This is a genomic window from Allobosea sp. CS1GBMeth4, assembly GCF_900185715.1.
In the GTDB taxonomy this organism is placed as follows: Bacteria; Pseudomonadota; Alphaproteobacteria; order Rhizobiales; family Beijerinckiaceae; genus Allobosea.
Genome location: NZ_FYAS01000019.1, coordinates 109,245 through 135,847 on the forward strand (window position 1 = coordinate 109,245; position 26,603 = coordinate 135,847).

The window sequence follows — 26,603 nt, forward strand, 5'->3', positions numbered from 1 at the left end:
TGACGCTTCGATGTGAGCGAAAAGCGCTTCAGCGCTCGTGGATCGCCCGGGTGTGGGCCGGCAGATCCTCGTCCTCGAACAGGTTCGGATGCTCGGCCGCGATGCGCGGCAGCGCGTTCAGGATCTCGCGCAGATGGATGCGCATGGCGGTCGCGGCCATGTCGGAATCGCCCGCCTCGAGCGCATCGACGATGGCGTTGTGCTGGGTGATCAGCAGCGGGATCGGCGAGGTGCCGGGCAAGGAGAGATAGCGCACCCGGTCGGTCTGGGCGCGGGCGCTCTCGACCACCCTGCCGGCATAGTCGCAATCGACGATCTCGGCGATCGCCTGGTGGAACGCCTCGTCGAGCACGGTGAAGCGGGTGTAGTCGCCGCGGGCGGCCGCCGCGCTCTGCTCGGCGATCAGCCGGCGCAGCCGGGCGACGCCGTCCGGATCGATCAGGCGGCTCGCCGCCCGCGCGAGCGAGCATTCCACCGCCTCGCGCACGAAGCGGGCATTGGCGACCTCGCGCAGCGAGATCTTCATGACATAGGTGCCGCGGCTCGGCAGGATCTGCACCAGCCCGGCCTCCGAAAGCTTGATGAAGGCCTCGCGCACCGGCTGGCGGCTGACGCCGAAGCGGCCGGCGATGTCCTTCTCCGACAGCGCCTCGCCGGGCCGGAGCTCGCTGGCGATGATCGCCTGGCGCAGCGCCGCGACGAGCTGCGGCGCGATCGGGTCACGAAGCCGGAGCGAGACGTCCATCAGGCAAACTCCGCAGCCAACCCCGCTCTTATCATACCGGTATGGCGGCCGGCTGCCAAACCTCAGCCGCTGCGACGGCGCAGCAGGTAGGTGTCCATGATCCAGCCATTCTCGGCCCGGGCGGCTTCGCGCTCGCGAACGATCCGCTCCGACATCTCGGCGAGCGGGCCGGAGACCAGCCGCTCCTGCGGCGCGCCGAGATAGGCGCCCCACCAGATCTCCAGCCCGGCCGGATCGATCTTGGAGAAGGCCTGCTCGCCGTCGAGCATGACGACCGTGCTGCCGTCCTCGTCGCGGAAGCCGCTTTCGGCGAGCCTGCGGCCGGTGGTGATGGTGACCGGCTCGCCGATCCGGTTCAGCACCAGGCGATGGGCCGCCGCCAGGGCCTGGACGGATGTGATCCCGGGAACGACGTCATAGTCGAATTCCAGCCCGCGGGCCCGCACGGCCGCGATGATGCGCAGCGTGCTGTCGTAGAGCGACGGGTCGCCCCAGACGAGCAGCGCGCCGGTCTGCCCCTCGCCGAGTTCCTCGCGGAACAGGCGCTCGTAGCTCTCGGCCAGCGCCGCATGCCAGTCGTCGACGCTGCCGCGGTAATCGTCGCCTGCGGCGGCCCGCTTCGGCACGCTGAGCGAGACCGTGCGCCAGTTGTCGTGCTCGATATAGCGCCGGCAGATCTCCTCGCGCAGTTCGCGCAGGGCGGCCTTCTCGCTCCCCTTGTCCGGCACGAAGACGACGTCGACCCTGTTCAGCGCCCGCACCGCCTGGATCGTGACGTGCTCGGGATTGCCGGCGCCGATGCCGATGATCCTGATCCTGCGCATGGCACCTCCGCCGTGTTCGAGGTGCCGCATACACGATCCGGCAGGGGCTCGTCATGCTCGGGCGAATACCCGAGCATCTCTTTCCGGAGATTCTCGGCTCTACGCTTCGCTTCGGCCGAGAACGACGACCCTCTGACTACCCCAACAGATTCCGGATCGTGCGCATGAAGACGCGGGCGCCCGGCGCGATCAGGGCGTCGGGGAAATCATAGTCGGGATTGTGCAGCGGCGGGGTGCCCTCGCCGGCGCCGAGCAGGAACATCGCCGATTTCGAGGCGCGGCCGAACAGGCCGAAATCCTCAGAGCCACGCTGCGGCGGCGTCTCGCCATGGCCGATGCCCTCCTCGTCGCAGGCGCGGCGCAGATGCGCCACCGCCTCGGGATGGTTCTCGCAGTGATGGAAGACGTCGTGATAATCCATCGTCACGGAGAGCCCGTCGGCGGAAGCGGCCTCGCGCACCAGCGCCTCGGCCTGCGCGCAGAGCGAGCCCATGGCCGCATCGTTCAGCGTGCGCAGCGTCGCCCAGATCTCGCCGCGGCCGGGCGTGATGCCGAAGGCCGGCTCGCCCATGCCGGCATGGGTGATCGTGACGAGCCGATAGTCCGAATCGAGGCTCCCGCCCGGGCCGAGCGCGGTCAGCGCCGGCATCAGCCGCGCGAGCGCCCGCATCGGCGAGATCGCGTGCTCCGGCGTCGCGGCATGCGAGGTGCGGCCATTGAGCACGATCCTGAGGCCGCGCGAGGCGCAGTTGGCGGGCCCCTCCGAAATCCGGACGGCGCCGAGCGGCAGGCCGGGCTTGTTGTGCAGCGAGAAGGAGAGATCGGGCGCGATCTCTTCGAACTTCGGATCCGCGATGACGGCGGCAGCGCCGGCCCCGGTCTCCTCGGCCGGCTGGAAGAGGAGGATGGCGCGCCCGCGCTGCGGCCGCTGCCGGCCGAGCCCGCGCGAGAGCGCCGCGACCGTGGCCATGTGGCCGTCATGGCCGCAGAGATGGCCCTTGCCCGCGACCTGCGAGGCGTGCGGCACGCCGGAGAGATCCTCGATCGGCAAGGCGTCGAGCTCGCAGCGCACGAGGACGGTCGGGCCGGGCTCGGCGCCTTCGTAGACGGCGGCGACGCCATGCCCGCCGAGGCCGGTCACGATGCGATCGGGCGCAGTCGGTGCGAGGAAGCCGACGATCGCCTTCGCCGTCTCGCGCTCCTCGCCGGAGATCTCCGGCGCACGGTGCAGCGCGTGGCGCAGCTCGATCAGCTCGACCATGTCGGAATTGGTGAGAAACATGCCTGGCGCTGCCCCGGATGATTTTGTCCGAGCTTCGCCAGCGCAGCTGCCGGGTTCAACCCCTGTCGCCGCCCGACTCAGGCAGACGGCTATGCATCCCGGTCACGCCGCCAGCAATCCGAGGGCCCGCTCGATGCGCGAGCACCCGCCGCGGCCTCGCGCCTTGCGATAAGCGCGGCCGAGGCGACCGCTGGCATAGGCGTTGACCACGATCTCGTGGACATAGCTCTTGCGGACCACCGCCGGCGTGTTCACCAGCCGCTCGGCGATGGCGCGCATGATGTCGGCGAGCTGGCGCTTGCGGCCGCGCTCGCTGGCGGCGATGTCGGTGGAGAGCAGGAGCTCGGCCGCCGCGGCATTGGCGGCGAGCATGCGCAGATCCTTGCTCGACACCGGCAGGCCGGCGGCGTCCTTCAGGTAGGCGTTGATGTCGGCCGCGCTGATGGCGGCGACCGAACCGTCCTCGGCGCGATACTGGAACAGGCGCCGGCCCGGCAGGGTCTGCAGCCGCAGCAGGGCGCGGGCGAGCGGAGCATCGTCGCGGCCGCAGACGATCTCCTTGCCGGCCTTGCCGCGGAAGGCGAGCGTGACACGGCTGCCGCTCACCTCGACATGGCGCTTCAGCAGGGTGGAGGCCCCGTGGCTGCCATTGGTGCGGGCGTAGACCTCGTTGCCGACGCGGATATGGCAGCGGTCGATGACCGCGGCGGCGCAGGCGAGCGCCTTGCGGCGCGACAGCGTGCGATCCGCGAGATCGGCGGCGATGCGGGCGCGCAATCTCGGCAGGGCCTCGATCAGGCGGGCGAGCCGCTTCAGCTTGCGGCGCTCGCGCACCTTCTCCCAATCGGGGTGATAGCGATGCTGGAGCCGCCCGGCATCGTCGCGCCCGACCGCCTGGAGATGGGCGCGCGGATCGGCGGCGATCAGCACATCCTGATAGGCCGGCGGGATGGCGAGCGAGCGGATGCGCGCCAGCGTTTCCGCATCGGTGATCCTCATCCCCTCGGCGTCGCGATAGCCGAAATTTCGGCCGACCCTGACGCGGCGGATGGTGAGATCGTCGACGGTCACGCGGCGCAGGCGGCCCTTGCCTGCCGCGGCGCCTTCCCTGCCCTTCGCGACCATTCGCCCCTCCGCAACTCGCCCGGCTGCGGAGGAATGCGGGAGGCGGCGCGAGGTTCCTTCGTCATTGCGAGCGAAGCGAAGCAATCCAGGGGCGTAGAGCGCTGTCGCCCTGGATTGCTTCGTCGCTGCGCTCCTCGCAATGACGAGAAGTGCCCCTAGCGCTTCGCCCGGGCCACGATCTGCGTCGGGTTGACGAAGCGCAGCGCGATCACGAGCCAGACCAGCGTCGTCACCATGTAGATCACCGCCATGGCGTCGATCGACTGCACGGCGCGCACGCCGGCGGCGAAGACCGCGTAGTAGAGCGCGACCACCAGCGTCTGGCTGGTCGGGCCGGCGGTGAGGAAGGTGAGCTCGAACATCGCGATCGTGCGCACCAGCACGAGCAGCAGCGCGGCGAGGATGCCCGGCATCAGCAGCGGCAGCAGGATGTGGACGAAGAGCTTGAAGGTGCCTGCGCCGAAGACGCGCGCCGCCGCCTCGATCTTGGTGTCGATCTGCTCGATGAACGGGATCATCACCAGGATGACGAAAGGCACGGTCGGCACGAGATTGGCGAGCACCACCCCCGACATCGAGCCGGCGAGCCCGGTCCGGTAGAGCACGGTGGCGAGCGGGATGCCGAAGGTGATCGGCGGCACCAGCAGCGGCAGCAGGAAGAGCAGCATGATCAGCTTCTTGCCGGGGAAGTCGCGGCGCGCCAGCGCATAGGCGGCCGGCACGCCGATCAGGCCCGAGAGGAAGACGACGAGGAAGACGATCTGGAAGGTGACGGTGAGCACGTCCGAGAGCTGGAACTCGCTCCAGGCCGCCGAGTACCAGCGCGTCGTCCAGCCGGCCGGGAACCAGGTGCCGAGCCAGCGCGTGGCGAAGGAGCTCGTCACCACCGTCGCGATCATCGCGAACAGGTTGAGGACGAAGAAGCCGATCAGGGCCCAGTTGGCCGCGGCCCAGAGCCTGGTCGAGAGGCGGGTGTCCTTGACCATGGCGCTCACCCTTTCCCGCCACCGGCCGGGCCGCGATAGAGCAGGCCGCGTGCGCCGAGCACCGCGACGACGATGACGAGCTGGACCACGCCCATGATCATCGCCACCGCCGAGGCCATCGAATAATCGTATTCCTCGAAGGCGGCCTGATAGGCGGCGATCGAGATCACGCGCGTCGGCCCCGCCGGCGCCCCCAGCAGCACCGCCGAGGGAAAGACCGAGAAGGCCTGGACGAAGGAGAGGCAGAAGGTGATGGCGAGTCCGGGCAGGAGCAGCGGCAGGAGGATGTGCCTGAAGCGGTCCCAGGGCCCGGCGCCGAGCGTCGCCCCCGCCTGCTCCAGTGCCGGGTCGACCCCGGTGAGATAGGAGAGCGTCAGCAGGAAGGTGAAGGGAAAGCCGGTGATGACCAGCGAGAGCATCACGCCCCAGTAGTTGTGCAGCAGCTTCACCGGCGAGGAGATGATGCCGAGCGTCATCAGCGTGCGGTTGAACCAGCCCTGCGGGCCGAGATAGTTCAGCAGACCCTCGGCGACGAGCACGGTGCCGAGCGTGATCGGGATCACCAGGATGGTGGTCAGCAGGCGCTGATGGCGCATCAGCCGGACGCGGAAGGCGATCGGGATCGCCAGCAGCAGCGTCGCGATCGTCACCGGCAGCGCCAGCCAGAGCGTGGTGGCGATCGTGCCGTAGAGGAAGGAATCCGAGAAGAAGCGCTGGTAGTTCGCCAGCGCGCCGCCCGCCTTCGGCGTGAAGGACAGGAAGAGCCCGTAGAGGAACGGGTAGATGAACAGCGCCAGCAGGAAGAGCACCGCCGGCAGGACGAGCAGCGTCAGGCCGTCGAGGCCGCGCGCGGCCAGGCGCTGGCCGAGCGGGATCGCGGGCGTGGTGGTGGCGGGTGCGCTCATGCGCCCTCTCCGAAGACGAGGACGCTGTCGGGCTGGGCGGCGAGGCGGATGTCGGTGCCGTGCGGGATGCGGCTGTCGGCGAGGAAGGTCAGCGGCGTATCGTCGGCCATGCGGGCGAAGCCGACGAACTCGCGGCCGTGGAACTCGGTCGAGACCACTTTCGCCGGCAGTCCCGGATCGCCATCGCGCACCGGGTGAAGGTCCTCCGGGCGGATCGAGACATGGGCCGCCTCGCCTGGCCGGACCGGCGTGCGGACGCGGCCCACGAGGCCGAGCCCGCCGACCGTGACCGTCGCGAGGCCGTCGGCGACCGAAGCGACGCGGCCGGAGACCTTGTTGCGGAAGCCCATGAACTCGGCGACGTCGAGATGGTCCGGCCGCGAGAACAGGTCCTCCGGCCCGCCGACCTGGCGGATCTGGCCGTCGCGCATCACGACGATGCGGTCGGCGAGCGAGAGCGCCTCCTCCTGGTCGTGGGTGACGTAGATGGTGGTGGCGCCGAGCGTGTTGTGGATGCGCCTGATCTCGGCGCGCATCTCGAGGCGCAATTTGGCGTCGAGATTGGAGAGAGGCTCGTCCATCAGCACGAGCGGCGGCTGCACCGCGATGGCGCGGGCGATGGCGACGCGCTGCTGCTGGCCGCCGGAGAGCTGGCCGGGCAGCTTCTCCTCCTGACCCTGGAGGCGCACCATCGCGACGGCTTCGGCGACGCGGCGGTCGCTTTCGGCCCTGGCGACGCCGCGCATCTTCAGGCCGAAGCCGATGTTCTTCCGCACGGTCATATGCGGGAAGAGGGCGTAATTCTGGAAGACCATGCCGAAGCCGCGCTCCTCGGGCCGGAGCGGGTCGATGCGCTTCTCGTCGAGCCAGATGCCGCCACCAGTGGCCGGCAGCAAGCCGGCGATCAGGTTGAGCGTGGTCGACTTGCCGCAGCCGGAGGGGCCGAGCAGCGCGATGAACTCGCCCTGCCTGATCGTCAGCGAGACGTCCTTGACGGCGTTATGCGTGCCGAAGTCGCGGCAGAGCCGGTCGAGCCGGAGTTCGCGGAAATTCGCGGCATGTATCGACATGAAGGACCATCGGGTTGGAACGGATGGGCTGGCGGCTGCCGGCAGGCAGCCGCAAGTCAACAGGCAGGTCAAGGGGGGCTGATGGAGGGCGGCGCATATCCCCTTCCCCCCGCTTGCGGTGGGGAAGGGTTAGGGATGGAGAGGCCGGAAAGCAGCGCTCGGGACTTCTTTCAGCGGAGCGCCGAGCGGCACTGCCCCCCACCCAACCCTCCCCACCGCAAGCGGGGGGAGGGCTTACCAACGGCGACCGCGTTGCGCCTCGAACAGCCGAGCAGGTTCACTTGCGCTTGGCGCCGCCGACCTGCTCGTCCCACATGCGGAAGGCGACGACCATCTTGTCGGGGTCGAGCGGGGTCTCCAGCGGCGCCTCGGCGATCAGCTTCTCGTATTCGGGCCGGCCGAATTCCCTGATCGCCTTCTGGCTCTCCTCCGGCGCCATTTCGAGGGTGACGCCCTTCACCGCCGGGCCCGGATAGAAATAGCCCTCGTCATAGGTGTAGGCCTGCTGCTCCTTGGTGAGCAGGAAGCTCATCAGGTCGAGCAGCACGGCGAGCTTCTCGTCGCCGACGCCCTTGGGGATGCACATGTAGTGGGCGTCGGTGACCCAGTGGAAACCCTTGATCGCGGCGACCCTGGCCTCCTTCGGCACGACGCCGAGAACGCGCGGGTTGATGTCCCAGCCGGTGGTGGTCACGGTCATGTCGCGCGAGCCCTCGCCGAGCTCCTTCATCACCGCGCCGGTGCCGGCGGGATAGTATTCGATGTTCTCGCCGAGCGCCTTGAGATAGGTCCAGGTCTTGTCCCAGCCCTTCACCGGATCCTTCGGATCGCTGTCGCCGAGGATATAGGGCAGGCCCATGATCCAGGTCCGGCCGGGGCCGGAATTGGCGGGCCGGGCATAGAAGAAGCGGTTCTTGTTCTGCCTGGTGTAGTCGAGCAGCTCCTGCGCCGTCGTCGGTACGGTCTTGACCTTGTCCGGCATGTATTCGAGCAGCGGCCCGGACGGATAATAGGTCACGACCACGCCCTGGCCGTTGGCAAGGGCCTGCATCTTGCTGGCGCCGTCGAGATAGATCTCGCCGAGCTTCGGCAAGGCGCCGGCCTGCTGCGGCAGCAGCGGAATCCACAGGCCCTGCTCGACGCCGGCCGAGAGCGCGTCCGTACCGGTCAGCACCATGTCGATGTCGACGCGGTTCGCCGCCTGCTGGGCCTTGATCTTGCCCGGCAGCTCGGGCGCGGGTGCCTTGGTGAAGGTGATGCGCGAGACGAAGTTGGGCTTGGCCTTGCGGTAGTTCTCGAACGCCTTCTGGGTCAGCGCCAGATTGCCGGCGACGTCGACGACCGAGAGCGCGACCGGCGAGGTCGGCAGCTTGAGCCCCTGCGCGAAGACGCCCGGCGCCGCCGCGAGACCGGCCATGCCAGCGACGCCGCCGAGGAATGCACGACGATGGATGATGTCCTGGACCATGTTCTCCCCTCCCGGCGGCCTCGCCGCCTGCTGTTTCCCCAGCCCCGTGGAAAGGTGCTCTTGCGGCACTTCCGACACCGGCGCTCACTGAAATTACGGCTTTCGGAGTTGACGCCTCCGTCAGGGCCGGTATCCTAGTATACTAGTGAACATGAGCTTGGCAATGGGCGTCGCCGCGACACGACAGAGCACCGACCAGATCCACCGGGCGCTGCGCGGCGACATCCTGAATGCGGCGTTGCGGCCGGGCGAGGCGATCTCGGAAGCGCGCATGGCGCTGCAGTTCGGCGTCAGCCGCACGCCCGTGCGGGAGGCGTTCAAGCGGCTGGTCGAGGAGGGGTTCCTCGTGGTGGTGCCGCAGGTCGGCACCTTCGTCGCGCCGATCGACCTCGCGGCCGTCTACGACAGCCAGTTCGTGCGCGAGACGCTGGAATGCCGCACGGTCGCCCTGGCGGCGCAGAAGATCGACGAGCCCGGAAAGGCCCGCCTCGCCGCCTTCATCCGGCAGCAGGAGCAGGCGCTCGCGGAAGGCGACCGGGCCGGCTTCTTTCGCAGCGACGAGGGCTTCCATGCGGAACTGGCACGGCTGTCGGGGCACCCGTCCGTCTGGCACCTGATCGAGAGCGTCAAGGCCCAGCTCGACCGGGTGCGCTGCCTGTCTCTCGCGACGGATGGCTGGTCGGAGATGATCCTCGGCGAACACCGCCGGATCGCCGAGGCGGTCAGCGCCGGCGACGAGGCCACGGCCGAGCGCACGATGCGGGCGCATCTGCGCACCGTGTTCGATGCCATCGAGACGATCGCGCGCGACCATGTCGACGCCTTCGCCACGCGGCTCGGCAAACCCAATTGACGATGCCGCGACAGCCGGCAGCCCTAGAGGACAGACGACGATGGAACAGACCTGGCGCTGGTTCGGCCCGGACGATGTGGTGACGCTCGCCCAGGCCCGGCAGGCGGGCGCGCGCGGTATCGTCAACGCGCTCCACCAGATTCCCTACGGCGTGGTCTGGAGCGTCGAGGAGATCGAGGCGCGCAAGGCGATCATCGAAGGCGACGAGAGCCTCGGCCTGCGCTGGGCGGTGGTCGAGAGCCTGCCCGTGCACGAGGACGTCAAAATCGGCGAAGGCGATCTCGAGGCCATCTTCGCCAATTACCGCCAGTCGCTGCGCAATCTCGCCGCCTGCGGCATCGAGGTGGTGTGCTACAACTTCATGCCGGTCCTGGACTGGACCCGCACCGACCTCGCCCAGCCTCTGCCGGGCGGAGGCACGGCGCTGCGCTTCAACCTGCACGAATACGTCGTCGTCGACCATTTAATGCTGCAGCGGCCGGGCTCCGACGAAGGCCATTCCGCCGCGGTGATGGACAGGGCCAGGGCCTGGTACGAGCGCTCTTCCGAAGCCGACCGCGCCAGGCTGATGGCGAACATCATGGCCGGCCTGCCAGGCGCCTATGACCGCTACGACGTGCCGGGGCTGAAGCGCATCCTGGCGCGCTATGCCGGCATGAGCCATGACGGGCTGCGCGCCAATCTGAAGCGCTTCCTCGAGGCGGTGATCCCGACCGCCGAGGAGGTCGGCATCCGCATGTGCATCCATCCGGACGATCCGCCGCGGCCGCTCTTCGGCCTGCCGCGCATCTGCTCCGACGAGGACGACATCGCCTTCATCCTCGGCGCGGTCGACAGCCCCGCGAACGGGTTGACCCTGTGCTCCGGCTCGCTCGGGGCCAATCCGGAGAACGACGTCCCGGGAATCGCGCGCCGCTTCGCCGAGCGGATCTGGTTCGCGCATCTGCGCAATGTCGCCAAGGATCCGGACGGCTCCTTCATGGAGGCCGAGCATCTCGGCGGCGATACCGACATGGTCGCGCTCGTCGACGTGCTGATGGCCGAGCAGACGCGGCGCAAGGCCGCCGGCTGGCGGCACTGGCGCATCCCGATGCGGCCCGACCACGGCCATGAGCTGCTCGACGATGCCAGGAAGGGCTCGTTCCCGGGCTATCCGGCGGTGGGACGCCTGCGCGGGCTGGCGGAATTGCGCGGCGTCATGACGGCGCTGGCGAGCGTGAGGGGGTATGCGAGCTGAGGCGGCCGGCCTCATCGCTTCGGAACCGGCGCGAAAGGGCGGCATGCTCGAGCTCGACCATCTGACGGTCATCGCCCCCACATTGCAGGAAGGCATCGCGCATGTGCGCGCCTGCCTCGACCTCGACGTGCCGTTCGGGCAGCGCCATCTCTATATGGGCACCTACAACCACCTGCTGCAGCTCGGCGGCACGACCTATCTGGAGATCGTCGCGCTCGATCCGCATGGCGATGCGCCGCCCTGCCTGCGCTGGTTCGGCCTCGACGACCAGCGGCAGGTCCGGGCGGACTGGGATGCGGGCCGGCGCCTGCGCGGCTGGGTGGCGAGGACCGACGCGATCGACGCCGTCATCGCCGGTCGCGAGCGCATCTTCGGCCGGAAACTCGCCCTGCCCTGGGACGAGCCGCTGTTCGACTTCGCCATCCCGGAAAGCGGCTCGCTTCCGCTTGCGGGCGCGGCTCCATCGCTCATCGACCGGCGCGGCAAGCCGCGCTCGATGGCGACGATGGCCGATCTCGGCGCCCGGCTGCGCTCGTTCTCGCTGGAGCATCCCGATGCCGGCCTGATCGCGACCCTCTATCAGGAACTCGACATCGACCGCCCGCCGATGATCGCGTCCGGTCGCGAGCTGCGCTATCGGGCGCGGATCGAGACACCGGCGGGCATGAAGGAATTGTCTTGAGCCAGCGTCGGGACGCAGACAGGCCCTAGGCTATCGGTACATCAAGACCCGGCCTGCCGGCAGGAGTTGAAGCAGATAGTCGAAATCCGTGACGTTCCTCGTGACGACCGTAAGCCCGTCCTTGTAGGCCTGGAGATACAAGATGCAGTCCTGCAGCGCCTTGCGGCGATGATCGTTCCGATAGCTGCAGAGACGGCATAGAACGCCCGAAAGGACGGCAGCACGGCCGAGCGTGTCGACGTCTGGAACTCTTATGCGATGCGCCGGCATGCTCTCGACGAGCTTTTCGATTGCGCCGATCACCCCGGCCGTTCCCGCATGGCCCGGGTCCAGGACGCCGACAGTATGCATGAGCTCCTGGATCGCGACCGCAGGGTGGTGGACATGGCGCGTATCGATCAACTGCTCGACCATAGGGTCCAATCGTCCCTGCAGCTGATCGATATAGACACAGGTGTCGAGAAGAAGCCCCGGACCCGCCAGATCTGCGCTCGTGACAAAAGGCAGATCCGTGTCGGAGCGTCGTGACAAAGCGACCGTCGGTCGTGCCAGACGCGCTGCAGACCTAAAGTCGAAAGCCGGCACGCTCAGAAGCCGAGCTCGATATCAGGATCCACAGCCCCTTTCACGCTCTTGAACGCCTCGGCGAAATTATCCTCCAGCGCCAGACTGGCCAAGGCGAACTCGATCAGTTGCGTGTTCTCCGTGATCCCTGTCCGCCGCTTGGCCTGCTCGACCAGGACCTTGCTCACGCGACCGGTTATGCGGCTGCCTTTTTCATTCAGCAGGCCCGAGGCCTTCGCCTTCTTCATGATCTCGGCGGCGACGCCCTTGAACTCGCCGATCGCGATATTTCGTGCGACCTTCCGGCCTCTCGCCGGCGTGGGCTTGCCCTCGTGATCGGACGCTTTCACTGTCCTGCGCGTCATCGCCCGCCTCTCGTTCGACAAAATCCGATATTTGTCGAACATACACCTTTATCGCTCGAATCCAAACCGCCGGCAGTCGTCGTTCGATCTCAACCGAGAACGCGCTGCTCCGCCAGATGCACCAGGCGGCCGCCGGCGATGGTCGCGACGACGCGCGGCTCGGGCCCGGGAGCGATCAGAACGAGGTCGGCGCGCCGGCCGGGCGCGACGACGCCGCGATCGACGAGCCCGAGCGCCTGCGCCGGCCCCTGCGAGACCAGCCGCCAGGCGGAAGCGAAGCTGGCGGCGCCGCTGCGCGCCAGGATGAAGGGCGCGAGCGGCAGGGCCGGATAATAGTAGTCCGAGGCCAGGATGGTGCAGAGCCCTGCCCTCACCATCTCCTCCGCCGCCGGGCAGCCGGTATGCGAGCCGCCGCGCACCACGTTCGGCGCGCCGAAGACGATGGCCTCGCCATGGGCGGCAGCCTCGCGCGCCGTCGCCTCGTCGAGCGGGAACTCGGCGACGCCGACGCCGAGGGCCCGGTACCAGCGCCGCATCTCCGGCGTCATGTCGTCATGCGACATGACCGGCACGCCGGCGGCGCGCGCCGCCGCGGCGAGGCGCTCGGTCGCGGCCGGGACCTCGTCGCGGCGGGCCCAGACATCGTCCACCAGCGCCGTGAAGTCCTCGTGCGTCAGGCCGGTGCGCTCGACCATCCTGGCGACCTTGTCCGGCCGGGCGCGCGATTTCAGGATGCCGCCGGTGTGGTCGTTGAAGGCGAGCACGCCGACGCGGCCCGATCCCAGCCAATCGATGATCTCCGCCTCGGCGGCGAGGTTGAAGGTCTCGTGGCGCAGATGGAAGCGCGTGTCGGCCCCGAGCCCGGCCTTCAGCGCCGCGATGCGCTCGACCAGCAGCCGGGCGTTCTCCGCGCCGCGCAGGCCGGGCTCCCAGGACCAGGTGACGCCGTGAAAGGCCGTGGTGATGCCGCTCGCCAGGATGGCGCGGTCGGCGTCGCGCAAGGCGAGGTCGATGGCGAAGGAGACGCCCGGCCGCGGCATGATGTGGCGCTCGAAGGCATCGCCATGGCAATCGACGATGCCCGGGAGGACGTAAAGACCGGCCGCATCGATGCGCAGAGCCCCGGCCGGAGCGGCGCCGTCGAGGCCGAGGATGTCCTCGCCCTCGGTGACCAGATCGGCACGGATCAGCGCGTCGTGGGCGAGCACCTCGCCGCCTGTAATATGCAGAGTCACGCCGCGTCTCCGTCGCTGAAGGGACGGCGCGCTTGGCCGCTCTTCATGACAGGGCGATGACGCCGGCCTCAGCCGGCGAGGAGCGCGACGCCCGCGAGCACGAGGCCGCCGCCGGCGACTCGGGCGAGAAGCGGGGCGCGGGCGGCAAGGGCGCCGGCCAGCAGGATGCCGACGAGGTGGAGCGCCGCCGTGGCGAGGACGAAGCCGAGCGCATAGGCGAGGCCGCTGGCGCTCTCGGGCAGCTCGGCGCCATGGGCGAAGCCGTGGAAGATGGCGAGGATGGCGCAGGCGAGCGTGCCCGCCGCCAGCGGCGGCGAGGCCTTCAGCGCGATCGCGGCGCCGAGGATGACCACCGAGAAGGCGATGCCGACCTCGACGCCGGGCAGCGCGCCGCCCGCCATGCCCCAGGCCCCGGCCAGCGCCATGGTGACGACGAAGGCCGCCGGATAGGCAATGCGTGCCTTGCCGCCGACCAGCCCGGCCCAGAGGCCGACCGCGACCATGGCCAGCACATGGTCGGGCCCGGTCAGCGGGTGCATCAGGCCATGGACGAAGCCGTCGACCGGGCCGGCGCCGGTATGGGCGAGAGCCGGCGCGGCGGCGAGGGTCAGCAGCATGGCGAAAAATCCGGTGGCGCGCATCATCAAACCATCCTCAGCTCAGAACCGGCGCCTTCAGGCCGCCGGCGGTCTCGATGAAGTCGACGACCAGGTCGACGCCCTCCCCCGCCCGCGTATTGGTGAAGGCATAGGGGCGCCTGCCGCGCATGGTCTTCGAATCCCGGTCCATCACAGCAAGATCCGCGCCGACATGAGGCGCGAGATCGGTCTTGTTGATGACGAGCAGGTCGGAACGGGTGATGCCCGGCCCGCCCTTGCGCGGGATCTTCTCGCCGGCGGCGACGTCGATGACGTAGATCGTCAGGTCGGCGAGCTCGGGCGAGAAGGTGGCGGCGAGGTTGTCGCCGCCGGATTCGATCAGGATCAGGTCGAGCGCGGGGAATTTGCCGCGCATCTCCGCGACCGCGGCGAGGTTGATCGAGCAGTCCTCGCGGATCGCGGTATGCGGGCAGCCGCCGGTCTCGACGCCCATGATGCGCTCCTCCGGCAAGGCGCCGGAGACGGTGAGGATGCGGGCATCCTCCTTGGTGTAGATGTCGTTGGTGATGGCGCAGATCTCGTAGCGGTCGCGCATGCGCTTGCACAGCGCCTCCATCAGCGCCGTCTTGCCGGAGCCGACCGGGCCGCCGATGCCGACGCGCAGCGGGCCATGGGGGGAGCGGGTCATGAGCGTCTCATCTCCTGATTGTCATTTGCCCGCGCCACACGTAGCGTTCGACTAACGGCCAAAAGGCTCGGGAGCGTGTCCTGATCGGAATCGTGACGATAGCGACCTATGGCACGGTGAATGGGTGGGGGACATTCAAAATGTATGCCTTGAATAGGTCCGTCCATGTCCTGCGGGTCATGACCGTAGCGGCTGTCTTTCTGGCGTTCGGCAGTAGGGCGGACGTCGCCCGTGCCCAGCAACCGAGTCCGGACAACGAAAAGCGCACTCTTGCGATTGAGATCACCCAGGCGAATCTGGAGGCTATCGACATCGACAAGCTCTCAGCCGCAGCCCTCGACCAGTCTTGGCGCAATAGCGGCAACAAGTCGAGCGAAGCTCGGCAGGTCATCTTATCGCTGGCTCCACTTATCCGCGAGGAAATCGAATCAATGAAGAGCGACCTGGTCAATATTACCTCGCGCTTCTACGAAGAGAATTTTGATGTAGAGGAGCTCAAGCAGATGCGCGCGTTTTCCGTCAGCCCTGTCGGTCGAAAGCACGCGCAACTCGGCGGAGAATTTACCGCGCGTCTGACCGTCACTCTGCAACAGACGATGGCTGCCCGCCGGCCAGCGATCGAAGCGCGCGTCAAGGCCGAACTGGAAAAGCGGGGCTACAAGCACTGAGCAGCCGGGCGAAGCCTACGACCGGAACAGCCGCGAATACTGGGTCTCGTGTCGCAAGCTCGCAAGGTCGGAGCGGAAGGCGCAGCCGCCGAGATCGTCGAGCGCCATCGCCTCGGCCCGGACCGCCGCCTGCTGCAACGCCGGCGTCAGCTTGGCGATGACCTTCTGGCCGTCGGTCTGGCCGACGATGCCGAGCCGGACGGCGGCCGAGACCAGGTTGGCGACGAAAGCGAGTGCGAAGGCCTCGAGCGAAGGCGCGAGCGGCAGGCCGTGGCCGCTGGCGGCGACGCCGACCGCGACCGGATAGGCGACGTCGCCCGGCCAGGCGGCGCGCAGGGCGTCGATGGCGGCGCAGGGCCACGAGGCCGCTATGGCGGAGGCGAAGGCGTTGCCCTGCGTCACCGTCTCCAGCCGGCGCTCGGCCGAGTTCGCCAGGGCGAGCGCCAGCTCCGCGACCTCGCGCAGCGCCGTCGCGTCACCCGCGCCGCTCGCCCGCCAGGCGGCGGCGAAGAGGATCAGGTCGTTGCGCAGCGCGCCGTGCTCGACCAGGGCATCGAGCCAATCGGCGAGGCCCTCGGCGCCCGTGAGATCGCCGGCCTCCAAGGCCCATTCCAGCCCGTGCGAATAGGCGAAGCCGCCGACCGGGAAGGCCGGCGACAGCCAGACCATCAGGGGCAGGAGCGCGCCCTGCATGGCTCAGTGATCGTGCTTGTGGCCCTTGTGGCCGTGCTCATGGCCGTGATGGCCATGGTCGTGCTTGTGGCCGTGATCGTCGTGATGGTCGTGGCCGCAGCCGCAGGAGGCGCCATGGGCGTGCTGCTCATGGCCGTGGCCATGGCGATGGCTGGCATGATCATGGTCGTGGCCGTGCTCATGACCGTGGTGATGGTCGTGATGGCCGTGGTCATGGCCGCAGCCGCAGGCATCGCCATGGGCATGGGCGTGATCATGACCGTGATCGTGATGATGATGCCCGTGGTGTTCGTGGCCGCAATTGGCGTGATCATGGTCGTAGGCGCCGCGCTCCGGCTGGAACGGCCGCTCGACCTCGCTCATCGTGCAGCCCTGGCCGCGGACCATCTCGGCCAGCACATGGTCGTGCTCGATATAGATCGCGTCGGTGGTGATCTCGGCCGGGGTGTGGCGGTTGCCGATATGCCAGGCGACGCGCATCAGGCGCAGCGGGTTCTCGGCGGTGATCTCGATCAGCTTCTGCGCCGCCGCCCTGATCAGCACGAGCGAGCCGTCCTCGAGCTTGACGGCGTCGCCGTCGTTCAGGGCCGTCGGCTTGTCGAGATCGAGCAGGATGTCGCGGCCGCCGTCGCCCTTGAGCGCGACGCGGCGGCGGTTGCGGTCCTCATGGTCGAGGGTGAGCGTCTCGACGACCCGGTCCTGCTTGACCGCGGCCTTGCGGACGACGGAGATGGCGCGCTGCATGACGAAACCCGTGGCGTGATGGATCAAAAGGCGATCAGTCGATCGCGGTCGCACCACTTCGACCACCGGAGCGGGCGCAAGGCAAGCCCCGGCATTCCCCCGGCACGGGAACCGGGATTCACAGCCCAATCCCTTAGCCGCTTAAATAATCGTGGTCCGGCGGCTGCCGATCCGATTAGATCGCCGGGGATCAGTGACCGGGGGAACCATCATGCTCAGGATTTCAGCACAGCTCGCCCGCAGTTTCGGCAGCGCTCTGGCGGGCCTCTGCCTCGCTGCGGCGCTGCCGCTGGCGGCTCAGGCCCAGACGACGCTCGAACGGGTCAGGCAGCGCGGGCATCTCGTCTGCGGCACCAGCCAGGGCGTCGCCGGCTTCTCGCTGCCGGATGCCCAGGGACAGTGGCGCGGCTTCGACACCGATCTCTGCCGGGCACTCGCCGCGGCGATCTTCAACGACCAGGAGAAGGCGAAATACATCTCCCTGGCGTCGAAGGACCGGCTGACGGCGCTGCAGAGCGGCGAGATCGACGTGCTGTCGCGGACCACCACCTGGACGCTCGGCCGCGATGCCGGCTTCGGCCTCAACTTCACCGCGATCAACTATTTCGACGGACAGGGCTTCCTGGTGCGCAAGAGCACGGGGGTGAAGGACATCAAAGCCCTCAACGGCGCCTCGATCTGCGTCGCACAGGGCACCACCACCGAGCTGAACCTCGCCGACTATTTCCGCAATCACGGCATGAAGTACGAGGTGATCGCCTATGCCGGCCTCGACGAGACGATCCAGGCCTATGAGGCCGGCCGCTGCGATGCCTACACCACGGATCTGTCGCAGCTGGCAGCCAACCGGATGAAGCTCAAGGTTCCGGCCGAGCACGAGCTCCTGCCCGAGATGATCTCGAAGGAGCCGCTCGGCCCCTGGGTCCGCCAGGGCGACGACGGCTGGTTCGATATCGTGCGCTGGACAGTCTACGCCATGCTCAATGCCGAGGAACTCGGCATCACCCAGGCCAATGTCGACGAGATGGCGAAATCGACCAATCCCGAGATCAAGCGCCTGCTCGGCAGCGAGGGCAAGTTCGGCGAGGGCCTCGGGCTGAGCAATGACTGGGTGGTGCGCATCATCAAGGCGGTCGGCAATTACGGGGAGAGCTTCGACCGGCATCTCGGCGCCAAGTCGCCGCTCAACCTGCCGCGCGGCATGAACCGGCTGTGGACGCAGGGCGGCCTGCAATACGCACCGCCGGTGCGGTGATCGCCTATAATCAACAACAAGCGTTTAGTCGCACTGGCTTGGACCAGTGCTACTAAATCGACGCCGCCGTCAGCGCGGCAGCGCCTTCACCTCGTCGTCGAACTTCTTCAGCAGGCGCGAGCGCTCGGCCGGGCTGCCCCAGCGCGGGGTGTCGTAATCGATCAGCTTGATCTCCTCGAATTTCGGCGCGTCCGGTGAGAGCTTCGCGTTCCTGTTCGAGGGGATCGAGTTGATCTTGAGCTTCGCGTTGATGTCCTGCGCCTCAGGCGACAGCGCGAAGTCGACGAACTTCCGCGCGGCCTCGGGATTCTTGCCGCCCTTGATCACCGAGACCGAGCCGGTCTCGTAGCCGGTGCCCTCGCAGGGAGCGACGATGCCGATCGGCGCGCCCTGCAGCTTCTGCGTCAGCATGTCGTGCATGAAGGCGATGCCGACCGCGGTCTCGCCGAGCGCCGTCGCCTTGACCGGGGCGATGCCGGACTTGGTGTACTGGCTGATGTTCCTGTGCAGGCTCTTGAGGAAGTCGAAGCCCTTGTCCTCGCCGAGGCGCTGGACGGTGGTGGCGAGGAAGACATAGGCCGTGCCGGACGAGCTGGGATCGGCGACCTGGACCTCGTCCTTGAACTTCGGATCGAGCAGATCGGCCCAGCATTTCGGCTCGGGCAGCTTCCGGCTCTTCAGGGTCTCGGTGTTGTAGCCGATGCCGAGCGCACCGAGATAGATGCCGGAGGTGCGGAATTTCGACTGCTCGGCATGGCGCCTGGCCCAATCGTGCAATTCGGCCAGCCTGGGCGACTTGTATTCGTCGAGCAGCCCCTCGGCGGCGGCCTGCAGATGCGGCTCGCCCGGCCCGCCCCACCAGACGTCGCCGCGCGGATTGGTCGCCTCGGCCTTGACCTGGGCGTAGACCTCGCCGGTCGACTTGCGCACCATCTGGACCTTGATCCCGGTCGCCTTCTCGAAGATCGCGGCGCCTTCGCGGCACTGCTCCTCGAGGATCGAGCAGTAGACGGTGACCTGGCCCTGGGCGGCGGCGGGCGTCGCGAGGGCGGCGAAAGCGACGCCGGCGAGCGCGGCGGCGTGGGTGAGACGGAACAAGGCAACCTCCCTGGTCGGCCGATTTTCTTTAGCCGACACAGGAAGCGAGCCGCTTCCGACTGTCAACCAGGATGTCCCACCCCTCGCATGATTGCCGTCATTCCGGGGCGGCCCAACCCACGACCACGACACGGCCAGGCGAAAATGTCGTCATTGCGAGCGTAAGCGAAGCAATCCGGGAGCGGCAGCGCTCTACGCCTCCTGGATTGCTTCGTCGCGTCGCTCGTCGCAATGACGTCGAGGCTCGCATTCCTGGATCCGGGTTCGCCGCCGCGCGGTGCCCCGGAAGATGCTCAGAACAGGAAATAGCGCTGCGCCAGCGGCAGCTCCTTCGCGGGCTCGCAGACCAGGAGTTCGCCGTCCGCCACCACCGCATAGGTCTCCGGATCGATCCGGATGTCCGGGGTCGCGTCGTTGTGGATCATGCTCTTCTTGGAGATGCCGCCGCGGGTGTTCTCGACCGCGACCATCTCCTTTTCGGTGCCGAGCCGGCCCTTCAGCCCGTTCGCCATCGCCGCCTGCGAGACGAAGACCAGCGAGGTCGCGCTCACCGCCTTGCCGAAGGCGCCGAACATCGGCCGGTAATGCACCGGCTGCGGCGTCGGGATCGAGGCGTTGGGATCGCCCATCGGCGCAGCCGCGATCGAGCCACCCTTGATGACGAGGTCCGGCTTGGCGCCGAAGAAGGCGGGCGACCAGACGACGAGGTCGGCGAGCTTGCCGATCTCGACCGAGCCGATATGGCGCGAGATGCCGTGGGCGATCGCCGGGTTGATCGTGTACTTGGCGACATAGCGCTTCGCCCGGAAATTGTCGGCGCCGGTCCCGGCATCCTCCGGCAGGGGCCCGCGCTGGAGCTTCATCTTGTGCGCGGTCTGCCAGGTGCGGGTGATCACCTCGCCGATGCGGCCCATGGCCTGCGAGTCCGATGACATCATCGAGAGCGCGCCGAGATCGTGCAGGATGTCCTCGGCGGCGATCGTCTCCTTGCGGATGCGGCTCTCGGCGAAGGCGAGATCTTCGGGAATCGACGGCGACAGATGATGGCAGACCATCAGCATGTCCAGATGCTCGTCGAGCGTGTTGACGGTGAACGGCCGGGTCGGATTGGTCGAGGACGGCAGGACGTTCGGCAGCCCGGCGACCTTCATGATGTCGGGCGCATGGCCGCCGCCGGCCCCCTCGGTGTGGAAGGCGTGGATGGTGCGGCCCTTGAAGGCGGCGACGGTGTCCTCGACGAAGCCCGACTCGTTCAGCGTGTCGGTATGGATCATCACCTGGATGTCGTATTCGTCGGCGACCGAGAGGCAGTTGTCGATCGCGCTGGGCGTCGTGCCCCAGTCCTCGTGCAGCTTGAGCGCGCAGGCGCCGGCCTCGACCATCTCGGTGAGCGCGCCGGGGAGCGCGGCATTGCCCTTGCCGGCGAAGGCGAGGTTCATCGGGAAGGCGTCGGCGGCCCTGATCATCTGGCCCAGATGCCAGGGGCCGGGCGTGCAGGTCGTCGCCAGCGTGCCGTGGGCCGGGCCGGTGCCGCCGCCGAGCATGGTGGTGAGCCCGCTCATCAGCGCATCCTCGATCTGCTGCGGGCAGATGTAGTGGATATGGCTGTCGAAGCCGCCGGCGGTGACGATCTTGCCCTCGCCGGCAATGACCTCGGTGCCGGGGCCGACGATGATCGTCTCCTCAGGCGCAAAATTGCCGAAGCCGGCCTGGATATCGGGATTGCCGGCCTTGCCGATGGCGCAGATGCGGCCGGCGCGGATGCCGATATCGGCCTTCACGATGCCCCAATGGTCGAGGATCAGCGCGTTGGTGATGACGGTGTCGACCGCGCCGTCGGCGTTCCTGACCTGCGACTGGCCCATGCCGTCGCGAATGACCTTGCCGCCGCCGAACTTCACCTCCTCGCCATAGGTGGTGAAGTCCTTCTCCACCCTGATGACGAGCTCGGTGTCGCCGAGGCGAACCGTGTCGCCGGTGGTCGGGCCGAACATCGCGGCATAGGCGTTGCGCGGAAAGGCGAAGGGCATGGGCTATCCTCGTCAACCAGCCGGCCGAGCCGGCATCTCGTCAATGCTACCGGCCGCAGCGGCGGCCGCCTGATCGAAGAGCAGATCGAGCGCGGCATTGAGACCACGGCAACCGGCGGCGACATCGGTCGCGAACCGCAGCCAATCGCGCCGGCGCGCAATGTCCCACCCCGCCGGCGGGTCCTCGGCGAGCTCGCGCAGGCCGCTGATCTTGTCGGCGAGCCGCAACAGGCGGGCCGCCTCGCTCTTCTCGCCGATCGTCTCGATCTGCATGCGATGCCGTTCCGCCTCCGGCAGGCTCTTGTCGTCGCTCACTTCGGCGACGAGGGATGCAACCCTGGGGCCAAACAGCTCCTCGATCTCCTCGAGCCCGATCTTCGTCTTCTCGACGACGTCATGCAGCCAGGCGGCCGCGACGAGGTCGGCATCGGGCTGCTCCAGCGCCTTGGCTAGCAGATCGGCGACCTCGGCGGGATGCAGGATGAAGGCCGGGCCGCTTTCGCCCTTGCGCGTCTGGCCGGCATGAACGCGCGCGGCGAAGCCGGCGGCATGCGTGACGAGGGCAATATGGTCGCGCAGAATACGATCGTATATGCGCATCGGCCGCTCCTTTCAGAACCGGCGGGTTTCTCCGTCCATCAGCCGTCGACAGGGATAGCACCGTCCTCGGTCCGCGCCTCCGCCGCGACCGCTGCCGATTTCTTCTTCGCCGCCGGCTTCTTGCGCCGCTTCGGCTTGCGGCGCGGGAGCTGCGCCTCCTGCAGCATTTCGAGCTGAACCTGCTGGATCTCGGCGAGACGCTGCCACTGCCGGGTGATCAGATGGTCGATCTTCTCGTGCAGGTGCCTGACCTCGAGCTCGGCCTTGAGGTTGACCTGGTAGTCGTTGAAGGAGCGCAGGCGGTCCTTCGCCTCCTGCCGCTTCTGACTCATCATGATGATCGGCGCCTGGATGGCGGCAAGGCAGGACAGGACGAGGTTAAGCAGGATGAAGGGGTACGGATCGAAGGCATTGGCCGCCATCGCGATATTCGCCGCCATCCAGCCGAACAGCACCACGCCGAAGCTGATCAGGAAGGCCCAGGAGCCGCCGAAGCTGGCGAGCCCGTCCGACAGGCGCTCGCCCAGGGTGCGCCGCTCGGCGAAATCGTCCTCGACATTCTCGGCGATGGTCTCCTGCCGGGCGATGCTTTCGGCGACCTCGCGGTCGAGATCGGAGTATTCGCCATGCTCCTCGCGCAGGATCTCCTCGACATAGCGGGTACGGTAGCGCGCGAGCTCCTTGAGGCTGATCAGGCTGCCGTCGTCGAGCTCGGGGAAGTCGCGCCGGATATGCTCGACCAGCGAAGGCCGCAGCGCCTCGAGCGCGATCAGGCTCTTGCGGCTGAGCTCAGCGCCGCTGATGGCGCAGACGCCGCGCTTGGCCTTGCCGGCGTCGGGCGTCGGGACGGACGGGAGCACAGCGTCGTCTTGCATTGCAGGCAGCCTTGGACTCGTCGTTCCAGCATGGCGTCGCGCGGCGAGGGAAGGAAGCCCCGATGCCGCCCGCGCGACGCTGACGGGCAATCGCGACGCAAATGCGGTCCGTCACCTCAGAGCTTGCCCATGACCTCCTGGCGGAAGCCGTAGACCTCGCGCTTGCCGGCGAGCGCGACGAGCCGGACCTCGCGGGTCTGGCCGGGCTCGAAGCGCACGGCGGTGCCGGCCGGGATGTCGAGCCGGAAGCCGCGAGCCCGCTCGCGCTCGAAGGCGAGCGCCGGATTGGCCTCGAAGAAATGGTAGTGCGAACCGACCTGGATCGGCCGATCGCCGGTGTTGGAGACGGTGAGCGTCAGGCTCTCGCGGCCCTCGTTGAGGATGAGCTCGCCCGGCAGCGTCGTGACCTCGCCCGGCTTCAGGCGGCCGGACGAGCCTCGGATCGGCTCGTGCACGGTGACGAGCTTGGTCCCGTCCGGGAAGGTCGCCTCGACCTGCACGTCGTGCAGCATCTCGGCGATGCCGTCCATGACCTGGTCGGCGGAGAGGACATGGGCGCCGCCTTCCATCAATTCGGCGACGGATCTGCCGTCGCGCGCACCCTCGACCACGAAGTCGGTGATCAGCGCGACGGCCTCGGGATGGTTGAGCTTGACGCCGCGCTCGAGCCTTCGCCTCGCCACCATGGCCGCCATGGCGACGATGAGCTTGTCCTTTTCGCGCGGCGTCAGATTCATGCCTTGACCTTCTCGTCCTCGTCTTCGGCGACTTCGTCCTCGTCGTCCTCGGCGACGTCGGCGTCCTCGCCGTCTTCCTCGTCCTCGTCCGTCCCGGTCTCAGCCTCGTCCTCGTCCTCGTCGTCGAGGCTGGCGTATTCGTAGGCGAAGACGATCTCGCCCGTCGCCGGGTCGAAGCTGCTCGAGGTCGACTCGTCGAAGGCCTCGATCAGCATCTCGGCATCCTCGGGGCCGTCGACATCGAAGCGGCGCAGGGCTTCCTCGCCCTCGCCCTTCAGCGCGAGCTCGATCGCCCAGCCGCGGGAGCCGGTATCATAGACGCATTTCAGTCCCTGGATCGCCAGCATGACGCTCTCCTCACGTTGACCAGGTGCGCGGCAGCGCACGGCCGATCACATGCCCGAGCAGCATGACGAGGGCGCGACGCAGCGCCTGCGCATCGGGCGAGAGGAGGCGGATCAGGAGGAAGCCGTCGAGAATGCCGGCGCCGGCCTCGACCGCGGCGAAGGCGGGATCGCCGTCGATCACGGCGCGGATGCCGGAGAGCTTGTCCGGCTGGCCCGGGCCCGCCACGAACACGGTCGCGGCGGCGCGCGCGCCCTGCCCGACCGCCTTGCGTCCCAGCGCCGCGTCGATGGCGCCGTCGAGCCGGAGATCCTCGGCGAAGATCAGCCTTCCCTCGCGGCGGATGCGCCAGCGGTCATGCAGCAGGCCGCGCGCCAGGCTCTCACCCATGGCGGAGCGGCCGAAATAGAGCGTCTCGGCGGCGATGAAGCCGGCATCGGCCGCGAGCGCGACATCGAGGCTGCGCGACAGGCGCGAGCCCGAGAACAGGATCGTCTCCTGCGGCAGCCAGGCGAGCTCGGCACCGGCTCCGACCTCGATCCGGGTCTCGACCCGCGTCTGGCTGCCCTGGCTGCGATAGATCTTCTCGGCGGCCTGCGTCGTCACCACCGCCCGGGCGCCGGGATCGAGGGCGATGCGCGTGACGGCACGGTCGCCGCCCGCCATGCCGCCGGCGGTGTTGATCAGCACCGCCTCGCAGCGCTCGTCATAAGCGGTGGGGAAGCGGGCGCGGTAGCCGCCGCTCTCCGCGAGCTCAAGGCGCATGGTGCGCGGGCCGACCCGGCCGAAGCGCAGGCGCACGCCGCCATCGGCGCGGACATAGTCCGGCAACAGCGGTTCGAGGGGCTGCGGCAGCGCGGGCGCGAACATGCGGGCGTCGATCGGCGAACGGTGCCGCAGTGTTCCGCGCCCTCCTTTGCCGGGCAAGAGGGCCCAGGCCGGAGAGCGCCCAAATAATGAGCAGATCGCGGCGCTATGGATGAGCCGCGAGGAAGGCCTCGACCTCCTCGCGCGTCGGCGTGCCGGCCCGGCCGCCGAAGCGGGTGCACTTGATCGCCGCCACCGCCGAGGCGAAGCGCACCGCCTCGCGTTCCCCCTGCCCTTCGGCCAGGGCCAGCGCGAAGGCGCCATGCCAGACATCGCCGGCGCCGAGCGTGTCGACCGCCTCGATCGGGAAGGCGGGCAGATGGGCGATGCCGCCCTTCTCCATGAAGAGCACGCCGCGCGGCCCGAGCGTCACCGCCAGCCAGTTCCGGGCATTGCGCGCGAGCGCCTCCAGCGCCGCCCGCGGCTCCTGCCCGCCGGAGATCTCGCTCAGCGCCTTCTCGCTGAAGGCGACATGGCTCGCGGTGGTGACCATTTCGGGATGGGTCGGCTGGCGGTCTCCGTCGATCACGCCGGGCACGCCCGCCGCGCGGGCGAGCTTCAGCGCGGCGAGCGAGCCTTCGCCCCAGCGCGTGTCGACCAGCACCGCGTCGACGCCGGCCGGCAGCGTCCCGGGCAGCCAGTCGGTCGCGAGCGGCGTCCCGGGATCGGTATAGGAAACGACCATCCGCTCGCCCTGGGCGTCGATCAGGATGGAGGAGACCGGCGAACGCAGGCCCGGAAAGCGCGGCGAGAGCGAGGTGTCGACGCCGTCCTGCCGCAGCTGGGCGACGATGGTGTCGCCGACCGCGTCGTCGCCGAGCCTGGTCGCCAGCCAGGCCTTGCCGCCGAGCCGGCCGATCGCGGCCGAACCGCTGCCGGCGCAGCCGCCGCCGGTGACGACGAGGTCGCGGGCCCGGTCCTTCTCGCCGGGATGGGGCACGCGCTCGACGCTGTAGACATAATCGAGCGTCGCGATACCGAGACAGAAGACGCCGGCCATGCCACTTAGGCTCCGAACCTGAATTCGCTGATCTGGCGATAGACCTCGCCGGGGCGCAGCACCGTCGACGGGAAATGCGGGAGATTGGGCGAATCCGGCACATGCTGCGGTTCGAGCGCGATCCCGGCGCAGGCGCCATAGGGCAGGCCGTCCAGCCCGGCGACGGGGGTATCCAGCTTGGAGCCGTCATAGACCTGCAGCGCCGGCTCTGTGGTCCACACCTGCATGGCGAGGCCCGAGCGGCCCGAACGCAGGGTCGCGGCATGGGCGAGTTCGAGGCCGGTCGCCGCCGTCGGCTCGCGGCGGTCGCGCCGGAGCAGGTAGTTGTGATCGTACCGGAAGCGCGCGCCGTCCGCATCGGTGCAGCGGATCGGCCGGCCCTTGCGGAAGTCGAACGGCGTACCGGCGACCGAGGCGAGCGAGCCGTCGGGGATCAGGTCGGCATCGACCGGCGTCATCAGATTGGCCCGAAGTTCCAGCTCGTGATCGAGGATGTCCGGCGCGTCGTCGAGGCGGAAATAGGAGTGATGCGCCAGGTTGACGATGGTCGGCGCGTCGGTGGTCGCGGTCAGCTCGATCCGCAGGGTCGCGGCGCCGGCCAGGCTGTAGCGGCAGAAGACCTCGAGCCGGCCGGGATAGCCGGCGTCGCCCGCGGGCGAGACCAGCGCCAAGGTCGCGCTCGCCTCGTCGTGATGCACCAGCGTCCAGGACCGCTTGCCGAAGCCCTGCCCGCCGCCATGCAGCGAATTCCGGCCGTGCTCGTTGAGCGGGGTCCGGTACTCGACGCCGTCGAGCACGAAGCGGCCGCCGCCGATGCGGTTGGCATAGCGGCCGGCGATCGCGCCCATATGCGGGGAGTGCTTCGGATAATCGGCGAAATCGGCGAAGCCGAGCACGACGCGCTGGCGCCCGCCCTTCGGGAGCGGCACGACGAGATCGCGCAGCACCGCGCCCCATTCCATCACCCGCGCCTCGGCCCCGCCGGGAGAGCGCAGCACGGCCTCGTGGATCGGCATGCCGTCGTCGAGATGACCGAACAAGGTCTTGGTCAAGGCAGAGCACT

Annotated in this window: 29 protein-coding genes; 5 read left to right on the plus strand and 24 right to left on the minus strand. The window is 68.5% G+C overall.

Annotation, left to right across the window (positions count from 1 at the left end; translation table 11 throughout):
• Positions 1–28: 28 nt before the first annotated feature.
• From CS1GBM4_RS11845 to CS1GBM4_RS11880, 8 genes are all read right to left on the minus strand, one after another.
• The gene (locus CS1GBM4_RS11845; RefSeq protein WP_186418923.1) at positions 29–745 is read right to left on the minus strand and encodes a GntR family transcriptional regulator; all 717 of its coding nucleotides are present in this window, start codon (positions 743–745) and stop codon (positions 29–31) included.
• 62 nt (positions 746–807) lie between these two features.
• On the minus strand, positions 808–1,569 hold the full coding sequence (cobF, locus tag CS1GBM4_RS11850; RefSeq protein ID WP_186418924.1) for a precorrin-6A synthase (deacetylating): 762 nt from the start codon (positions 1,567–1,569) through the stop codon (positions 808–810).
• Positions 1,570–1,705: 136 nt separating this feature from the next.
• Complete coding sequence (locus CS1GBM4_RS11855) at positions 1,706–2,851, minus strand: amidohydrolase (protein WP_186418925.1); 1,146 nt, start codon at positions 2,849–2,851, stop codon at positions 1,706–1,708.
• 102 nt (positions 2,852–2,953) lie between these two features.
• Positions 2,954–3,976 (minus strand): DNA topoisomerase IB, encoded by a 1,023-nt coding sequence (locus CS1GBM4_RS11860; RefSeq protein ID WP_186418926.1) that lies wholly within the window; start codon positions 3,974–3,976, stop codon positions 2,954–2,956.
• A gap of 155 nt (positions 3,977–4,131) precedes the next feature.
• Positions 4,132–4,962 (minus strand): ABC transporter permease subunit, encoded by an 831-nt coding sequence (locus CS1GBM4_RS11865; RefSeq protein ID WP_186418927.1) that lies wholly within the window; start codon positions 4,960–4,962, stop codon positions 4,132–4,134.
• Between the two features lie 5 nt (positions 4,963–4,967).
• Positions 4,968–5,867 carry a sugar ABC transporter permease gene (locus tag CS1GBM4_RS11870; protein WP_186418928.1) on the minus strand — a complete coding sequence of 300 codons (900 nt, stop codon included), beginning with the start codon at positions 5,865–5,867 and terminating at the stop codon, positions 4,968–4,970.
• Positions 5,864–6,937, minus strand: coding sequence for an ABC transporter ATP-binding protein (locus tag CS1GBM4_RS11875; RefSeq protein ID WP_186418929.1), 1,074 nt, complete (start codon positions 6,935–6,937; stop codon positions 5,864–5,866). The genes CS1GBM4_RS11870 and CS1GBM4_RS11875 overlap by 4 nt, the downstream gene beginning before the upstream one ends.
• Before the next feature lie 277 nt (positions 6,938–7,214).
• Entirely contained in the window at positions 7,215–8,405 is a 1,191-nt protein-coding gene (locus tag CS1GBM4_RS11880; protein ID WP_186418930.1) for an extracellular solute-binding protein, read from the minus strand.
• Between the two features lie 151 nt (positions 8,406–8,556).
• Here CS1GBM4_RS11880 and CS1GBM4_RS11885 point away from each other — a divergent pair, with 151 nt between their 5' ends.
• Genes CS1GBM4_RS11885 through CS1GBM4_RS11895 form a run of 3 tightly spaced genes read left to right on the plus strand, consistent with a single transcriptional unit; the run spans position 8,557 to position 11,177 of the window.
• Positions 8,557–9,258: a GntR family transcriptional regulator gene (locus CS1GBM4_RS11885; protein ID WP_210201574.1), complete on the plus strand. Its 702-nt coding sequence runs from the start codon at positions 8,557–8,559 to the stop codon at positions 9,256–9,258.
• A 40-nt stretch (positions 9,259–9,298) separates the two neighbouring features.
• Positions 9,299–10,495, plus strand: a complete 1,197-nt coding sequence (uxuA, locus tag CS1GBM4_RS11890; RefSeq protein ID WP_186418931.1) for a mannonate dehydratase — start codon at positions 9,299–9,301, stop codon at positions 10,493–10,495.
• Positions 10,496–10,538: 43 nt separating this feature from the next.
• Entirely contained in the window at positions 10,539–11,177 is a 639-nt protein-coding gene (locus CS1GBM4_RS11895) for a VOC family protein (protein WP_186418932.1), read from the plus strand.
• Between the two features lie 30 nt (positions 11,178–11,207).
• On the opposite strand, the gene CS1GBM4_RS11900 is transcribed toward CS1GBM4_RS11895, so the two are convergent.
• From CS1GBM4_RS11900 to ureG, 5 genes are all read right to left on the minus strand, one after another.
• Positions 11,208–11,591 carry a DNA-binding protein gene (locus CS1GBM4_RS11900; RefSeq protein WP_348522323.1) on the minus strand — a complete coding sequence of 128 codons (384 nt, stop codon included), beginning with the start codon at positions 11,589–11,591 and terminating at the stop codon, positions 11,208–11,210.
• A 173-nt stretch (positions 11,592–11,764) separates the two neighbouring features.
• Positions 11,765–12,148 carry a hypothetical protein gene (locus tag CS1GBM4_RS24570; RefSeq protein WP_244607181.1) on the minus strand — a complete coding sequence of 128 codons (384 nt, stop codon included), beginning with the start codon at positions 12,146–12,148 and terminating at the stop codon, positions 11,765–11,767.
• A gap of 47 nt (positions 12,149–12,195) precedes the next feature.
• The gene (locus tag CS1GBM4_RS11910; RefSeq protein WP_186418934.1) at positions 12,196–13,341 is read right to left on the minus strand and encodes an alpha-D-ribose 1-methylphosphonate 5-triphosphate diphosphatase; all 1,146 of its coding nucleotides are present in this window, start codon (positions 13,339–13,341) and stop codon (positions 12,196–12,198) included.
• Positions 13,342–13,409: 68 nt separating this feature from the next.
• Positions 13,410–13,985 (minus strand): HupE/UreJ family protein, encoded by a 576-nt coding sequence (locus tag CS1GBM4_RS11915; RefSeq protein WP_186418935.1) that lies wholly within the window; start codon positions 13,983–13,985, stop codon positions 13,410–13,412.
• A 10-nt stretch (positions 13,986–13,995) separates the two neighbouring features.
• A complete protein-coding gene (gene ureG / locus CS1GBM4_RS11920; protein WP_186418936.1) occupies positions 13,996–14,628 on the minus strand; it encodes an urease accessory protein UreG in 633 nt (210 codons plus the stop codon).
• 92 nt (positions 14,629–14,720) lie between these two features.
• Between ureG and CS1GBM4_RS11925 the strand changes: the two genes are divergently transcribed.
• Positions 14,721–15,296 (plus strand): DUF2059 domain-containing protein, encoded by a 576-nt coding sequence (locus CS1GBM4_RS11925; protein WP_186418937.1) that lies wholly within the window; start codon positions 14,721–14,723, stop codon positions 15,294–15,296.
• A 15-nt stretch (positions 15,297–15,311) separates the two neighbouring features.
• Here CS1GBM4_RS11925 and CS1GBM4_RS11930 read toward each other — a convergent pair whose 3' ends face one another.
• On the minus strand, positions 15,312–15,989 hold the full coding sequence (locus CS1GBM4_RS11930) for an urease accessory protein UreF (protein ID WP_186418938.1): 678 nt from the start codon (positions 15,987–15,989) through the stop codon (positions 15,312–15,314).
• A gap of 3 nt (positions 15,990–15,992) precedes the next feature.
• Positions 15,993–16,733: an urease accessory protein UreE gene (locus tag CS1GBM4_RS11935; RefSeq protein ID WP_186418939.1), complete on the minus strand. Its 741-nt coding sequence runs from the start codon at positions 16,731–16,733 to the stop codon at positions 15,993–15,995.
• Positions 16,734–16,944: 211 nt separating this feature from the next.
• Here CS1GBM4_RS11935 and CS1GBM4_RS11940 point away from each other — a divergent pair, with 211 nt between their 5' ends.
• Positions 16,945–17,988: an amino acid ABC transporter substrate-binding protein gene (locus tag CS1GBM4_RS11940; RefSeq protein WP_186418940.1), complete on the plus strand. Its 1,044-nt coding sequence runs from the start codon at positions 16,945–16,947 to the stop codon at positions 17,986–17,988.
• A gap of 69 nt (positions 17,989–18,057) precedes the next feature.
• Here CS1GBM4_RS11940 and CS1GBM4_RS11945 read toward each other — a convergent pair whose 3' ends face one another.
• The 9 genes from CS1GBM4_RS11945 to CS1GBM4_RS11985 form a co-directional block, all read right to left on the minus strand.
• Complete coding sequence (locus CS1GBM4_RS11945) at positions 18,058–19,086, minus strand: ABC transporter substrate-binding protein (protein WP_186418941.1); 1,029 nt, start codon at positions 19,084–19,086, stop codon at positions 18,058–18,060.
• Positions 19,087–19,379: 293 nt separating this feature from the next.
• On the minus strand, positions 19,380–21,116 hold the full coding sequence (gene ureC / locus CS1GBM4_RS11950) for an urease subunit alpha (RefSeq protein ID WP_186418942.1): 1,737 nt from the start codon (positions 21,114–21,116) through the stop codon (positions 19,380–19,382).
• 12 nt (positions 21,117–21,128) lie between these two features.
• The gene (locus CS1GBM4_RS11955; protein WP_186418943.1) at positions 21,129–21,716 is read right to left on the minus strand and encodes an HD domain-containing protein; all 588 of its coding nucleotides are present in this window, start codon (positions 21,714–21,716) and stop codon (positions 21,129–21,131) included.
• A gap of 38 nt (positions 21,717–21,754) precedes the next feature.
• A complete protein-coding gene (locus tag CS1GBM4_RS11960) occupies positions 21,755–22,591 on the minus strand; it encodes a DUF1003 domain-containing protein (RefSeq protein ID WP_186418944.1) in 837 nt (278 codons plus the stop codon).
• 116 nt (positions 22,592–22,707) lie between these two features.
• Positions 22,708–23,328 carry an urease subunit gamma gene (locus CS1GBM4_RS11965; protein WP_186418945.1) on the minus strand — a complete coding sequence of 207 codons (621 nt, stop codon included), beginning with the start codon at positions 23,326–23,328 and terminating at the stop codon, positions 22,708–22,710.
• Positions 23,325–23,675 (minus strand): hypothetical protein, encoded by a 351-nt coding sequence (locus CS1GBM4_RS11970; protein WP_186418946.1) that lies wholly within the window; start codon positions 23,673–23,675, stop codon positions 23,325–23,327. The genes CS1GBM4_RS11965 and CS1GBM4_RS11970 overlap by 4 nt, the downstream gene beginning before the upstream one ends.
• 10 nt (positions 23,676–23,685) lie before the next feature.
• Positions 23,686–24,543: an urease accessory protein UreD gene (locus tag CS1GBM4_RS11975; protein ID WP_186418947.1), complete on the minus strand. Its 858-nt coding sequence runs from the start codon at positions 24,541–24,543 to the stop codon at positions 23,686–23,688.
• 103 nt (positions 24,544–24,646) lie between these two features.
• The gene (locus CS1GBM4_RS11980) at positions 24,647–25,540 is read right to left on the minus strand and encodes a PfkB family carbohydrate kinase (RefSeq protein WP_186418948.1); all 894 of its coding nucleotides are present in this window, start codon (positions 25,538–25,540) and stop codon (positions 24,647–24,649) included.
• Between the two features lie 5 nt (positions 25,541–25,545).
• Complete coding sequence (locus CS1GBM4_RS11985; protein WP_186418949.1) at positions 25,546–26,592, minus strand: aldose epimerase family protein; 1,047 nt, start codon at positions 26,590–26,592, stop codon at positions 25,546–25,548.
• Positions 26,593–26,603: the final 11 nt, after the last annotated feature.

Coding starts and splice junctions, on each gene's coding strand:
- CS1GBM4_RS11845 (WP_186418923.1), bottom strand. CDS start 745: ATGGACGTCTCGCTCCGGCTTCGTGACCCGATCGCGCCGCAGCTCGTC.
- cobF (WP_186418924.1), bottom strand. CDS start 1,569: ATGCGCAGGATCAGGATCATCGGCATCGGCGCCGGCAATCCCGAGCAC.
- CS1GBM4_RS11855 (WP_186418925.1), bottom strand. CDS start 2,851: ATGTTTCTCACCAATTCCGACATGGTCGAGCTGATCGAGCTGCGCCAC.
- CS1GBM4_RS11860 (WP_186418926.1), bottom strand. CDS start 3,976: ATGGTCGCGAAGGGCAGGGAAGGCGCCGCGGCAGGCAAGGGCCGCCTG.
- CS1GBM4_RS11865 (WP_186418927.1), bottom strand. CDS start 4,962: ATGGTCAAGGACACCCGCCTCTCGACCAGGCTCTGGGCCGCGGCCAAC.
- CS1GBM4_RS11870 (WP_186418928.1), bottom strand. CDS start 5,867: ATGAGCGCACCCGCCACCACCACGCCCGCGATCCCGCTCGGCCAGCGC.
- CS1GBM4_RS11875 (WP_186418929.1), bottom strand. CDS start 6,937: ATGTCGATACATGCCGCGAATTTCCGCGAACTCCGGCTCGACCGGCTC.
- CS1GBM4_RS11880 (WP_186418930.1), bottom strand. CDS start 8,405: ATGGTCCAGGACATCATCCATCGTCGTGCATTCCTCGGCGGCGTCGCT.
- CS1GBM4_RS11885 (WP_210201574.1), top strand. CDS start 8,557: ATGAGCTTGGCAATGGGCGTCGCCGCGACACGACAGAGCACCGACCAG.
- uxuA (WP_186418931.1), top strand. CDS start 9,299: ATGGAACAGACCTGGCGCTGGTTCGGCCCGGACGATGTGGTGACGCTC.
- CS1GBM4_RS11895 (WP_186418932.1), top strand. CDS start 10,539: ATGCTCGAGCTCGACCATCTGACGGTCATCGCCCCCACATTGCAGGAA.
- CS1GBM4_RS11900 (WP_348522323.1), bottom strand. CDS start 11,591: ATGGTCGAGCAGTTGATCGATACGCGCCATGTCCACCACCCTGCGGTC.
- CS1GBM4_RS24570 (WP_244607181.1), bottom strand. CDS start 12,148: ATGTTCGACAAATATCGGATTTTGTCGAACGAGAGGCGGGCGATGACG.
- CS1GBM4_RS11915 (WP_186418935.1), bottom strand. CDS start 13,985: ATGATGCGCGCCACCGGATTTTTCGCCATGCTGCTGACCCTCGCCGCC.
- ureG (WP_186418936.1), bottom strand. CDS start 14,628: ATGACCCGCTCCCCCCATGGCCCGCTGCGCGTCGGCATCGGCGGCCCG.
- CS1GBM4_RS11930 (WP_186418938.1), bottom strand. CDS start 15,989: ATGCAGGGCGCGCTCCTGCCCCTGATGGTCTGGCTGTCGCCGGCCTTC.
- CS1GBM4_RS11935 (WP_186418939.1), bottom strand. CDS start 16,733: ATGCAGCGCGCCATCTCCGTCGTCCGCAAGGCCGCGGTCAAGCAGGAC.
- CS1GBM4_RS11940 (WP_186418940.1), top strand. CDS start 16,945: ATGCTCAGGATTTCAGCACAGCTCGCCCGCAGTTTCGGCAGCGCTCTG.
- ureC (WP_186418942.1), bottom strand. CDS start 21,116: ATGCCCTTCGCCTTTCCGCGCAACGCCTATGCCGCGATGTTCGGCCCG.
- CS1GBM4_RS11955 (WP_186418943.1), bottom strand. CDS start 21,716: ATGCGCATATACGATCGTATTCTGCGCGACCATATTGCCCTCGTCACG.
- CS1GBM4_RS11960 (WP_186418944.1), bottom strand. CDS start 22,591: ATGCAAGACGACGCTGTGCTCCCGTCCGTCCCGACGCCCGACGCCGGC.
- CS1GBM4_RS11965 (WP_186418945.1), bottom strand. CDS start 23,328: ATGAATCTGACGCCGCGCGAAAAGGACAAGCTCATCGTCGCCATGGCG.
- CS1GBM4_RS11970 (WP_186418946.1), bottom strand. CDS start 23,675: ATGCTGGCGATCCAGGGACTGAAATGCGTCTATGATACCGGCTCCCGC.
- CS1GBM4_RS11975 (WP_186418947.1), bottom strand. CDS start 24,543: ATGTTCGCGCCCGCGCTGCCGCAGCCCCTCGAACCGCTGTTGCCGGAC.
- CS1GBM4_RS11980 (WP_186418948.1), bottom strand. CDS start 25,540: ATGGCCGGCGTCTTCTGTCTCGGTATCGCGACGCTCGATTATGTCTAC.